The sequence below is a fragment of the Alteromonas sp. AO-Serp genome (assembly GCF_017849675.1).
GTDB classification, from domain to species: Bacteria; Pseudomonadota; Gammaproteobacteria; order Enterobacterales; family Alteromonadaceae; genus Alteromonas; species Alteromonas macleodii.
In genome coordinates, this window is record NZ_JAFLMX010000034.1 from 19,014 (window position 1) to 31,876 (window position 12,863).

Annotated in this window: 13 protein-coding genes; all 13 read right to left on the reverse strand. The window is 46.2% G+C overall.

The features are described 5' to 3' along the window. Complete coding sequence (locus QVA83_RS02825; protein WP_197040368.1) at positions 1–2,349, reverse strand: heavy metal translocating P-type ATPase; 2,349 nt, start codon at positions 2,347–2,349, stop codon at positions 1–3. A 24-nt stretch (positions 2,350–2,373) separates the two neighbouring features. Beyond that, positions 2,374–2,784, reverse strand: a complete 411-nt coding sequence (locus QVA83_RS02830; RefSeq protein WP_012516866.1) for a MerR family transcriptional regulator — start codon at positions 2,782–2,784, stop codon at positions 2,374–2,376. Between the two features lie 118 nt (positions 2,785–2,902). Continuing rightward, on the reverse strand, positions 2,903–3,955 hold the full coding sequence (gene hypE, locus QVA83_RS02835) for a hydrogenase expression/formation protein HypE (RefSeq protein WP_012516865.1): 1,053 nt from the start codon (positions 3,953–3,955) through the stop codon (positions 2,903–2,905). After that, a complete protein-coding gene (gene hypF / locus QVA83_RS02840; protein WP_015066019.1) occupies positions 3,955–6,261 on the reverse strand; it encodes a carbamoyltransferase HypF in 2,307 nt (768 codons plus the stop codon). The genes hypE and hypF overlap by 1 nt, the downstream gene beginning before the upstream one ends. After that, the gene (gene hypD, locus QVA83_RS02845; protein WP_156079168.1) at positions 6,261–7,394 is read right to left on the reverse strand and encodes a hydrogenase formation protein HypD; all 1,134 of its coding nucleotides are present in this window, start codon (positions 7,392–7,394) and stop codon (positions 6,261–6,263) included. Before hypD ends, hypF begins: the two co-directional genes overlap by 1 nt. 6 nt (positions 7,395–7,400) lie before the next feature. Next, positions 7,401–8,147: a hydrogenase nickel incorporation protein HypB gene (gene hypB, locus QVA83_RS02850; protein ID WP_020742696.1), complete on the reverse strand. Its 747-nt coding sequence runs from the start codon at positions 8,145–8,147 to the stop codon at positions 7,401–7,403. Beyond that, positions 8,137–8,523: a hydrogenase maturation nickel metallochaperone HypA/HybF gene (locus tag QVA83_RS02855; RefSeq protein ID WP_012516861.1), complete on the reverse strand. Its 387-nt coding sequence runs from the start codon at positions 8,521–8,523 to the stop codon at positions 8,137–8,139. The genes hypB and QVA83_RS02855 overlap by 11 nt, the downstream gene beginning before the upstream one ends. Continuing rightward, on the reverse strand, positions 8,516–8,743 hold the full coding sequence (locus QVA83_RS02860; protein ID WP_012516860.1) for a HypC/HybG/HupF family hydrogenase formation chaperone: 228 nt from the start codon (positions 8,741–8,743) through the stop codon (positions 8,516–8,518). Before QVA83_RS02860 ends, QVA83_RS02855 begins: the two co-directional genes overlap by 8 nt. Next, on the reverse strand, positions 8,743–8,958 hold the full coding sequence (locus QVA83_RS02865) for a hypothetical protein (RefSeq protein WP_012516859.1): 216 nt from the start codon (positions 8,956–8,958) through the stop codon (positions 8,743–8,745). The genes QVA83_RS02860 and QVA83_RS02865 overlap by 1 nt, the downstream gene beginning before the upstream one ends. 18 nt (positions 8,959–8,976) lie before the next feature. Next, positions 8,977–10,854, reverse strand: coding sequence for a nickel-dependent hydrogenase large subunit (locus QVA83_RS02870; RefSeq protein ID WP_044055662.1), 1,878 nt, complete (start codon positions 10,852–10,854; stop codon positions 8,977–8,979). A gap of 17 nt (positions 10,855–10,871) precedes the next feature. Continuing rightward, positions 10,872–11,870: a hydrogenase small subunit gene (locus QVA83_RS02875; protein WP_012516857.1), complete on the reverse strand. Its 999-nt coding sequence runs from the start codon at positions 11,868–11,870 to the stop codon at positions 10,872–10,874. Between the two features lies 1 nt (position 11,871). Continuing rightward, a complete protein-coding gene (locus QVA83_RS02880) occupies positions 11,872–12,306 on the reverse strand; it encodes a hydrogenase expression/formation C-terminal domain-containing protein (RefSeq protein ID WP_006991848.1) in 435 nt (144 codons plus the stop codon). Beyond that, on the reverse strand, positions 12,303–12,857 hold the full coding sequence (locus QVA83_RS02885) for a HyaD/HybD family hydrogenase maturation endopeptidase (protein WP_020742695.1): 555 nt from the start codon (positions 12,855–12,857) through the stop codon (positions 12,303–12,305). Before QVA83_RS02885 ends, QVA83_RS02880 begins: the two co-directional genes overlap by 4 nt. Positions 12,858–12,863: the final 6 nt, after the last annotated feature.

Sequence of the window (12,863 nt, forward strand, 5' to 3'; positions counted from 1 at the left end):
CTAGTGCTCTTTCGCTTTAAATAGACGTAATCGGTTAGCATTGGTCACCACCGTTAGTGATGAGAATGCCATCGCTGCACCAGCAATGACTGGGTTAAGCAGTATCCCTAAGAATGGATAAAAGACGCCTGCCGCAAATGGTATTCCGGCGACATTATAAATAAATGCGCCAAAGAGGTTTTGCTTGATGTTACGCAGTGTTGCTTTGCTCACGGCAATTGCATCCGCTAACCCATGTAGGGAGCCGCGCATCAACGTTATATCCGCACTTTCTATCGCTACATCAGTCCCAGTCCCAATCGCAAAGCCGACGTTGGCATGAGCAAGGGCCGGTGCGTCATTTATGCCATCACCGGTCATACCCACAATTTCGCCTTCACGTTGAAGCTCAAGTATTTTGTTTGCCTTATCTTCCGGCATCACTTCGGCAACGTAATCTGCAATCCCCGCTTTTCGGGCGACGGCTTTTGCGGTCAGTCGATTATCCCCGGTTAACATCACAACTCGTATCCCGTTATGCTGTAGCCGCTTTATCGCATCTATTGAGTCAGATTTTATTGGGTCAGCGACGGCAATTACGGCAACTAATGTAGAATCAATAGCAAAATACATAGGGGTCTTTGCATCCGCTGCTAACCTCTGCGCTTTGTCGATGTAATGATGAAGCTCGATCCCTTGGTCTATCATCAATTTTTCATTTCCAAATAGCAGGCGTTGAGAATTTAGCATGGCTTCAACCCCCTTCCCCGCAATGGACTGAAAATCAGTAACGGAATGGATCGGCACACCTTGCTCCTTTGCAGATTCAACGATCGCCATGGCAAGTGGATGCTCAGAACCAGACTCAAGGCTAGCCGCCAAAGAAAGCACATCGTTGTGACTATGATCTGAAACTATAACGACATCTGTTACTTTAGGGGCCCCCTCAGTAATAGTGCCTGTTTTATCTAGAACCATAGTGGTTATTTTTGATGCAGATTGCAGCGCTTCGCCGTTTCGGATAAGAACCCCCGCTTCAGCCGCCTTTCCCACACCGACCATCACCGACATCGGTGTGGCCAAACCCAAGGCGCAAGGGCAGGCAATAATCAGTACTGTGGTCGCAGAAACGATTGCAAAAGCTACTTCAGGAGATGGGCCATAATTCAGCCAGGCCAGCGCACTGATCACGGCAATGATCATGACGACCGGTACAAAATAGGCGGAAATCATATCAGCTAATCGACCAATAGGCGGTTTAGAATTTTGTGCGCGTTTTACCATGTTAATAATTTGAGCAAGCGCGGTATCTTTTCCCACGCGCTCTGCTCGAAAGACGATAGTGCCTGATTTGTTTATCGTGCCGGCAACGACCTCATCGTCTTTTCGTTTTTCTATGGGCATGGGTTCACCCGTTAGCATTGATTCATCAATACTTGTCTGGCCCTCGACAACTAAGCCATCAACAGAGATGCGCTCCCCAGGGCGAACCCGGATAAGATCATTTAGCAGAACATCTTCAATCGGAATATCTATATCATGCCCATCACGAATGACGCGAGCTGTTTTGGCTTGTAAACCAATCAGTCGTTTAATTGCCTCGGACGTTTTACCGCGTGCTTTTATCTCAAGCGCTAAGCCTAAATTAATGAGACCAATTATCATGGCTGTTGCTTCAAAATAGACATGCCGCGCCATTTCAGGCACATATCCGGGGAAAAACACAACGACCATAGAGTACAACCAGGCTGTTCCTGTCCCCAATGCAATCAAAGTATCCATGTTCGCGGCGTGATTTTTAAAGGAGTTCCAAGCACCTACATAAAAATGCCGACCAGAAAACACCATAACACCCAATGTCATGATCCCTACAATCAACCACACGATCCGCTCAGTGGTCGTGTTGACGCTCATTTCCCCCGTCACCAAGCCATAAAGCATCAGTGGCACACCCAGAGATAATGCAATGACCATGTCTCGCATTAGTTTTTTATAATATGCCCAGTCCGCCTGTTCCTTTTCTTCAAGGGCAGCCTCATCTGAATCCGTATTCGCTAATGTTGCGTTATACCCAGCTTGCTCTACCGCCTTAATCAATGCGTGGGAGGATGAACTGCCCATCACCAACACCGAGCGTTCAGCAAAATTCATCTCAGCATTGGTGACACCCGAGACCTGTTTTAAGGCCGCTTCAATTTTAGTCACACAACTGGCGCAACTTGCACCTTGGATATTGAGTTGTAGCTCACCCGAAGACGCAGAGACTTGCTCAGTATGTGTTTCACTCTCGACCGCCTTACTAGCGGTTGATACTTTTTTGTCACCGCCACAACACGAATGAATTTTCGCATCGTCCGTTTTTGAATTCATGAGCCACTCCCTCTCTAAATAATGTTATGATTTAAGTGATGTGAAACCTTCAATCAAATGGCAAATCGTATCGGCCGTTGGATGCTGATCCGGTGTATTTTCCCATTCTGAGATTGCTTTTCGCATGCGCAGTCTTAGCTCATGCATGTCCTGATACCGCTGTTCAGTTTCTTTCAACCTTTGTTCAATAAGGCGCCGAACCGTCGGGCATGGCGCGTTGGTTTGTGATGACGTGAACAGAATTTCCTTAATATCATTGATAGAGAAACCTAATGAACGCGCGCTTAAAATAAACCGTAGTCGTGTCACATCAGCGGGCCTGTAATACTTGTAACCATTGTGCGATTTACTTGGCACCAAAAACCCAATGCGCGTGTAATACCGTACGCTGTCCGCGCTAATCTCTAGTGCATCTGCAATTTGTTTAACGCGCATTTTAACGCTCCTCTTTTATCAACATAGATATGCGGTTAAGCACGCCTTTAATCCTATGTTCTACTCTCACGTTACTAGGGTAAACCTATGTGTTGCTCACAGGTCAACACCTATTCTTTCAGCAGATCCTTGGAAGCGGCTCATCTTCGAGTTCATTCATGAAACGTCTTCCTCCCATTGGCGTAACAATGGTCACGCGCCCTTTTGATTCGGTGTTTTTTACTATTACACCAATGTGTTCGGCCTGCTCCCCGTTTCGAATGCTCCGCCAGTGTTCTAGCACCTTACCGCTTATGTCAGGGGCAACAACAGCAACAATGCGTCCCTCACACGCTAAAACAAACGGATCAAAGCCTAATATTTCACACACGCTTGCCACTTCAGGTCGCACCGGAATATTATTTTCAATTAACTCGATATCGAAGCCTGTTTCATTAGCAACGTCATGGAGTAATACTGACAACCCTCCACGAGTTGGGTCACGCACAAAACGAACACCTTCCAAATGCTTGATTGGATCAATAAGAGGAACAACGCTTCCACAATCAGACTTTAGCTGACCTTGCAAACCATAGTCCTCGCGAGCAAGCAGGACACACGCACCGTGATCACCTACAGAACCACTAACCAGTACATGATCGCCTGCCTTTATAAGACTGGTATCCCAAATCGGCGCATCTCGGCTGTCTCCAACACCCGTTGTATTGATAAAAACGCCGCCACCACTGCCTTTCGGGACAACTTTCGTATCACCTGTTACAATGGCGACCTTCGTTTCTTCGGCAGCTTGATGCATTCCATTAACGATTTGTTTCAATGTTGAAAGGGAAAAGCCTTCTTCAATAATAAATGCAGTACTGATGTACCGTGGTGTTGCCCCAACGACTGCTAAATCATTGACGGTACCGTAAACACTCAACGCGCCTACATTGCCGCCTGGAAATGTTGGGGGGGATACAACGAAGCTATCCGTTGTTATACTCAGATAAGGACCATCAAAAGTTACTGTGGCGGCATCATGAAGCAGATCTAGATCTTTGTTCGCTTTATTTTTAAAAACATGATCAATGAGTCTTTTTGTCAGTGTTCCGCCGTTCCCCTGAGCTAATTGAATAGATTCCGTGCCCAACGGCTCTGATGATGAATGATTATTGCCCTCTGCGCTTTTCATTATGACCTCCGTGAACAGTATTCGTGGATTTGCCCAACACTTATTGCGGCATCGTTTAATGGCAAACTACTTGGAATAACCACAGGAATGTCTGATTGTAAAAACCGTTGTGATATACCGTCACACAAAATGCGATTTTGGAAGACGCCTCCTGCCAATCCAATGTGGTCAAAATTAAACTTTTTACGGCAATGTAGGGTTACCTCCCATACCGTTTCAATTAACGAAGCGTGGAAATTTGCAGCACGAGTTTGAGGAGACACTTTGAAATCAAATAGTTCCGGTACCAGTGTTCGCCAATCCATTTGAATAAATTCGTCGTTTTTCTGGACCAACGTTAACGGCATAACCTTAGAGGGCGTCGACGCAACGCTTTCCAACATCATCGGCGCCTGCCCTTCATAAGAGACTTCGCTCTGTTCACAGCAGGCAAATGCCGCCGCGTCGAACAGTCTTCCCATTGAACTACTAACATGACAATTGAGTTCGTTTTGCCATGCGTTGTAGCTTAATTGTTGTGGATCAAATGGTTTAAAATCAATGCCGGTGAAATTAGTACCCCACACTAGTGATGCTGCACTTCGCCATGGTTGATTTGGAACCTTGTTGCCGCCTTGCAACTTCATAGGCGCTAATGAGGCAACACGTTTCCAATTGCCCGGCGTCCCACAAAAAACTTCCCCTCCCCACATCTCGCCATTCTCGCCTAATCCCGTCCCATCCCACACGAAAACCAAGCTTGGTGTCGATATTTCAGCAGCTAATGCCCACGCTGATGCATGAGCGTGGTGATGTAAAACTTTAGTAGTCGGTAGTTCACTGCCTTTGGCCCAACGGGAACTGATATAGCCAGGATGGCTATCGCAAAGAATACGCTGTGGATGAACATGATAGAGAGCTTGAAAGTCACTGATACATTTTTCAAAGTGCGCTTGCATTATCGGAGAATCGAGGTCGCCAATATGCGGTGTTACGATAAGTCGATTGTTCAAAGCTATTGCGACTGTATTTTTCTGATTCGCGCCAACAGCAAGCATTGGTTCCTGCACAGTATATGGCAATGATAATTCTATCGGACTTATACCCCGCCCCAGGCGAATTGGAATGGTGCCTGACTTAAGCGTTCGCAGCACAGAATCATCCAGTTTGTGAAAAATGTCTCGATTATGGTGCACGAAGATGTCTGCCAACATCGTAAGGTGTTGCTGTGCCGATGACGTCGATGTGACCATCGGTTCACCGTAAATATTTCCTGACGTAGCCACCATGGGGCGATTGAATTGCTGCATAATGAGTAAATGCAGTCCGCTGCACGGCAACATCACCCCCAAATCACGAAGCATGGGCGCTACGTTATCTGCAATGGGTACATTCGATTGCTTTTTTGCAAGTAAAATGGGTCGCACGGGGCTTAGTAAGAGCGCTCTTTGATGACTGTCTACAGCAACGCATTTATCTAACCAATCCTCACTTGTTTCGTCTGCACGAGGCTCTGGGAGCATGACCGCGAAAGGTTTATCTGGTCTATTTTTACGCTGGCGTAAAAGGTCTACCGCTTCAGTGCTTTGTGCGTCACAGAGCAAGTGATAACCGCCTATACTTTTTAACGCGACAATTTTGCCTTGATTCAAATATGCGACAACCGTTGCTACAACATCAACATCGCCTTGCGAGACCACGCGCCCGCCGACAGTTGAACAAAATACTTCAGGCCCGCATACGCGACAGCTTATTGGTTGAGCATGAAAGCGCCTATCAGTTGGCGATTGATATTCTTTACGACATAACTCACACATTGGAAATGCTGACATACTCATGTTCTTTCTGTCGTATGGCATTGCTCGCAGCATAGAAAATCGTGGACCACATTTACTGCAAGCGATAAAGCTATAGGTGCCACGTCGGTTAGTATTTGACAGTAACTCAGCTTTACACGCTCCACACAAATAGACATCTTTGGGGATTGATATCGCCCCGCACGCTATATCATGACCGCTTTCTTTTATCGTGAACGAGTCTACATTACTCAGTTTAACCTGCTTTTTTTCCAGCAAGGATATGGAAACTAGCGACCCATTGTTCAGTAAGTCGAATACAAATTGTTCAACGTCTAGCTCAGTGCCTTCAGCGTGTATTCGCACACATCCACAGTCGTTTTGTACCCAACCAACAATACTTTTTTCATACGCTAAGCAGTAAACTAACGGTCTGAACCCAACCCCCTGGATGACTCCAGTAATGTTCAACTCATAGGCGATAGTTTTACTCTTATTCGTATTGGCAACATATGTGCGGGCAGTTGTCATCACTTCATCTCCACCTTTAGCGTATTCCCCTTTTTGATAACATTTGTTATCGAGCGCTCACCAGAGCTATACCAAATTCGGCAAGCCCCCTCATCAGACACCATACATGCGCCTTTAGGGGATGCTGGTTTGCATTCCTGACCAAAAAACGGGCACGCATCAGGTGCCATTTTTCCGAGGATCACTTTTTCACAGGGCGATGTGGTTTCAGGAACGTTTTGCGCACATTGCGAAGGGAAATCGACTGGCGCATAATCGTTTGTGGCGTCTAGGTGCGATAGTCTCGAAGCAAAGGAAAATCCAGAACCAGGAATAACACCAATTCCTCGCCAATGTGCGTCAACGATAGTGAACGCTTTATTGATTATTGCTTTAGCTGCTGCATTGCCGTTTTGCTTTACCACTTCGGGATAGCGGTTACTCAGTGTGACGACTTTATTTGAACAATTACCGAGCAGCGTTTGGAGCGACAACAGCAAACTTTCTGGATGAAAACCAGCAACACTAACAGGCAAATTATGATGGTCGATTGCAAACTGCCATTCTTCACTACCCATAATTGTCGCAACGTGGCCTGGCGCAATCAGTGCATCAAAAGTATTCGGTTGACTCTCAAGCACATGGGCAACTGCTGGCCAAGTAAGTCGTCCAGACAATAAAACTTTAAAGTTATTGGGTAAATCATTAAGCAGTGTTGCTGCAATCGGTGCCATAGTCGTTTCAAAACCAACAGCAAAAAACACAATAACCTTACGAGGTTCTTCCAATGCTATAGATACCGCTTCTTGAGGAGAAGATATCGGACGGATATCGGCCCCTTGATTTTTTGCGTCTATCAATGAGCTACAGCCACCCATTTCGTGTTCGACTGGGACGCGGAGCATGTCACCAAAACTAACGATAACGACATTTTCGTTAATGGCTAAGTGTATCGCGTATGCAATATCCTCTTCGGGGCAAATACAAACGGGGCACCCTGGCCCAGGTATCAGATGAATATTGTGCTGAAACAACGTTCTAAATCCAGCGCGCGTAATCGCACGCTCATGGCCACCGCAAACATTAAGAATACGAAACGGTTTTGAAAGCGAGGTATTCTTAATGTCTCTTAGCAACGATTCAACACTGTACATAAGACTTTAGACTCCGCTATTTTGTAACGACTGAGACTGATGAGCTGTAATGGCGTGCGTAAAATAAGAAAACCAACGCTCTAGATGTTGACTTTTCAATGAAGACACTTCGAGAACGGGCGCATCGTTGCCCACTTTACGAAATGATTCAATCGCGCGAGGTACATTGAATTCATCGTGAAATTGCAAGTAATCGGTCTTAGAAATAAGCATGACGTCCGCGGCACGAAACATCACTGGGTACTTTTCAGGCTTATCATCACCTTCTGGTACGGACAGCAAAATAATGTTTAAGTGCTGTCCTAAATCAAAACACGCTGGACAAATCAAATTGCCAACATTCTCTATAAACAAAACGTCTAGTTTTTGTAAGCTAAATCTTCCAAGTACCTTTTGCACCATACTGGCGTCCAAGTGACACCCTTGGCCCGTGGCGATTTGCTCCGCCTGCACACCATGACGTCTAATTCTATTTGCGTCATTTTCAGTTTCGAGGTCGCCTTCAATCACCGCCATCGCGTATTGCGACTTAAGCGCACGTATCGTTTCTTCGAGTAGCCGGGTTTTTCCACTGCCTGGGGATGACATCAAATTAATCACTAGTACATTATGTGCGTCAAATAAAGCACGGTTTGCTATCGCTTGGCTGTCATTGTTGCTTTTTAAATTTGCGTGAACCTCAACGATATTTGCTGATGGCTTGTCAGTTTTCTCTGATTTTACTTGCGTTTCGCAACCACAGTTACCGCACATGTTTTCTCTCCTTTGATTCTGTAAAATTGTCAGGTGCGATAAACTCTATTCGTTGCAATATAAATTCATCGCCCTCAATGAGGTCGGTTTGCCAAGCACCGCAACTTGCACATAGGATACTATTCACCGAAACTCGGCTGAATTCGCCACACAATTTACAGCGTATCTTGATAGCGCTTGTGTCAATTCTAAGCGTTGCCTGATCGCCAATGGTGTGAGTTCTACACGCCAAGAACGCATGGTGCAGCAAGTCAGGCTCAACACCTGACAGTGGGCCGACTTTGACGTGAACCAGACTGACAGACTTATTCATGTTTGCTCGCTGGTGAACAGCGACTGTGTCAAGCAAGCTATAGCAAAGACTAATTTCATGCATCGTAAGCAATGACCTGATCGAGCATCTCCCATGTCACCTGCGCTTCATCATAGGTGATCACTTGGAGAGCATAACCAACATGTACCATCACATAGTCGCCAACTTTGACCTCTAGCCCTTGCACTAAATGTAAACTCACCTCGCGAGAGACACCTTTCGCTTCACACGTTGCGTTAAAGCCTTTAATTGCAATGACTTTCATGGGGATAGCGAGACACATTACTGTTTTACCCGTTGATAGGGCCTACTTGCTCTAGCTCGATAAATAAACAGCGCAACGGTGACAAGCACGATTGTTGACACCAGCGATCCCAAAAGTAGTGAATGATCGCCTTGATGACCCGGGTGCGCATAACTAACGGGTGAACCTACCACCAGATAAAAAAAGGCAATTAAAGAAGTAACTGACTTTCTAATACTATTTTTGATTTTCATAATATTCCTCAAGTAAGGTTAACGAACTTTTAGACGCAAACGCTCTTCCCCTGTTTCGTCCATTACGTGCACGGCACATGCTAAGCAGGGGTCAAAACTATGAAGTGTTCGCAAAATCTCTAAAGGTTGGTCAGGATCATGTAGCGTATGTTTATCTTGCAGAGCGGCTTCATAAGCACCTGCCTGTGAGTTGGGATCTCGAGGTCCAGCGTTCCATGTCGTAGGCACGACACATTGGTAATTCTCAATTTTGCCATTTTGCATGACCAACCAATGCCCCAACGCGCCACGAGGCGCTTCCATCACGCCTACCCCCTGGCCTTTAATTGGCCAATTGGTAGGGTCAAAATACAGAGGGTTAAACGTATCGGTATCGCCCTTTGCGATATTATCCAATAGTTGGTCATACCAAGATTGTAGCTGGTTAACCACAATTTTTGTTTCCACTGCTCTGGCGAGCGTCCTACCGAGTGTGGAGAAAAGTGCAGAGGTCTCTAAATCCAAGATAGAAAGAGATCGATTAACGATGTCTTGCGCAGCGGCATCTTTTTTAGCATACATCATTAGCACGCGAGCCAGCGGTCCCACCTCCATCGCATGGCCTTTCCAACGCGGACTTTTCAACCATGAATATTCAGCCCCTACATTTAGGTGCTTGTAAGGCGGTTTCGGACCAGTATACTCGAGTGTTGTTTGTCCATTAAAAGGGTGTAAACCACTTGCGTTCCCTCCACTATATCGATACCAGGAGGAAGAGACGAATTCTTGAATTTCAGAGGGATCATCTAGATCAAGGTCATGCACTTTACTCAAGTCTCGACCAAGTATTGCACCTCGTGGAAACAAGAAAGAATCAGGGTCATCCATTGATGTCATAGGTAAGTCTCCATAGGTAAGAAAGTTACCCAGCCCTTCCCCTCGTGTCCCCCACTCTTTGTAATAACCCGCAATCGCCACAATATCGGGGTAATACACCTGATCGACAAAGCTCTTCATTTGCGTGATAGCATCTTGTAGTTGCACTAATCGACTCGTGTTAATACCCGTTGACGCATTGAGATTAATCGGTGAAGGCACGCCGCCAACGACAAAATTAGGATGAGGGTTTTTCCCTCCAAATATGGTGTGAACTTTTACAACTTCACGCTGCCACGTTAGCGCATCTAAATAATGTGCTAATGCCATCAAGTTAACTTCAGGTGGCAGTTTATAGCCAGGATGCCCCCAATACGCGTTACTGAATATCCCTAGCTGCCCAGACTCAACCAGCGTTTTGACTTTTTGCTTCATATCTTTGAAATATCCCGGCGATGAACGAGGATAATCACTCAATTGACCGGCGAGCGCAGCGGTTCTCGTTGGATCTGCATCTAGTGCAGAAACAACGTCAACCCAATCTAGGGCATGCAAGTGATAAAAATGCATCACGTGATCATGCACATATTGGGTTGCAATCATGATGTTTCTTATCAGTTGTGCATTTTGAGGGATAGCCATTTCTGCTTCACTCAGTACGCCTATTGAAGTACGTGACTGTCGGTGCCCTTTTTTACCATGTTGCATCGGTCCTTTTGGCATAGATGTCATGGAGGGCTTTCCAATGGCAACCCCTAATTTTGCGTTTGACCGCCAAGCTTTTCTAATTGCATCTTCGACAGCACGCACCGATGCCATACCATGCACCAGCGTGCAGACGCCACAGATACGTTGCGCAAAAGCCCAAGCGTCACGCGGATCTCTGCCTTGTAAAATCAGTTCAATTCCCCGAACAGACGTGCCTGATGAGAACGCCTGTTTGATGGTATTCCCATCCATTTCAGCTTCTATTCGAAGATGCCCTTCAATTCGAGTGATAGGATCGACGACTAACCGGTTGTTACTTGCTGTATTTTCCATGAGCCTTGCCTATTATCTTATGAGTTTTTCCCAGCATGCTTCTGTGCACCTTTGCCGGGTTTGGATTTGTACCACTCCCATGGACCCAAGGCTTGGTAAAAGCTGCTTTTATCCCAGAAATCGGGCTCAGAGCAACCAAGACACGGATGGCCAGATTCGATAGGAAAACTCGTGCCTTGATTCCATTTAACCGTTGCACATGCGTTAAAGGTTTCGGGCCCTTTACAACCAAGTTCGAACAAACACCACCCATTTTTTGCCCCCTCATCATCAAACGATTTTGCAAATTTACGTTGTTCAAAAAATGGGCGTCGATAACATCTGTCATGGATGCTTTCACCAAAAAAAGCGAGTGGGCGTTGTAATTCGTCGAGATCAGGGAAACGCTTAAACGTCAGGTAATGAACCAACACAGCTGTAATCGCGATAGGCAGTGGCGGACAGCCTGAAATGTTTACGATTGGCTTGTCTGTAATAATGTCGCTTACTGCCACTGCCCCCGTCGGATTTGGGTTTGCTTTAGGGATCCCGCCAAAAGACGCGCAGGTACCAATGGCAATAATACCCGCAGCATCTTTTGCCGATTCTCTCAGCATATCGACATTACTCATGCCACTGATCGTTGAGTATCCTGGGTTACCCACCGGAACCGAACCATCAACCAACAACAAATATTGCCCTTTGTGCGCGTTCATCGCCGCACGCCTAGCGTCTTCAGCTTGCTCTCCCGCAGCAGCCATTATCGTATGCTGATAATCCAACGAAATATGATCGAAAATAAGGCTTTCCAATGTGGGAGCGTGAGAGCGCAATATTGCTTCGGTACACCCTGTGCACTCTTGAAAGGGCAACCAAATCACAGAGGGTCTTCTCGCATTGCCAAGGGCAGTCGCCAAATCGGCAACAGCGCTTTGCGGCAATGCCAGTAAAGACGCCGTTGTAGCGCAAAACTTAAGAAATGTGCGTCTTGAGATACCGGACGCTTGTAACTGCTTGTTTAATGTTGGTAGCGCCATTTCAATCCTCCTTAGCCGTTTCATCAGAAGATTGATGAGACAACGAATGGATGTCAGACACTATATTGCTGAGCGATAACACCATATCTTCTGGCTGAGATTTTATGATTGGTGGACAGGTACAGATATGAACGTATTTGCCCATGATCTCCACATCTTCGTTATAGTGAATTTCAAGCCAAACGCCTGCGTAGCGTGATTCGATTAGCACCGTATCACCCAGCGCCTGAATATCAGCTTTAACCTCTCCATGCCCAAGAAAAGCTTCTAACTGCGCTTCTTCGCTAGCGCTTAAAGGCAATCGTCGCAGATCAATCGTGGTTTGTTCTTGTCGTTCAATTAACTGAGACAACGCATGACGTATCTGATGCAAAAGCGGCATTACGTTGCCGGTTTTTTCAGCATTGGATGTCATAAAAATGAGTTCTTCGGTCATCGTGCCTCCTTTTGGGTTGCCGGTTTATAGGCCTGAATGTCGTCGCTTGATAAGCAAGCAAATGCGATATCGATGATCGATGATAACGCTGCATTTACCTTTGGACTCAAAGAGGTTCCCCACTCTATCGCCTCAGGCTCTACGCCAATTAACGTCACCGCAGAAGGTTTTGAATATAACGTTTGGCTGGTCAACAATGTATCGCGTAACGTGATCTGGTGAACGGAATGGGTCGTCGCTTGCTTAAACTGATCCGCAATTGCCTCGTCCTCAAACACTCTCACCGTACCAGGCGAACAGCGCATGTAGGCCGCGTCGATGACTATCGTATGATCGGAACTCGCGACCCACTCCAAAAGTTCATAGCTCAGTGTCCCAGCGTCAATGCAAGATACATTTGAATAAGACTTTAGCAGGGGTTGCAGAGCACGAACCGCGTGCACACCAACGCCATCATCTCGCTGCAGTAGATTTCCAACACCAATGATAGCGTAGCGCTTAGCCGCATTTTTAATTTGGTCAATTGTTGGTGTAGTTTCTAGTGATAGCATCGGTAT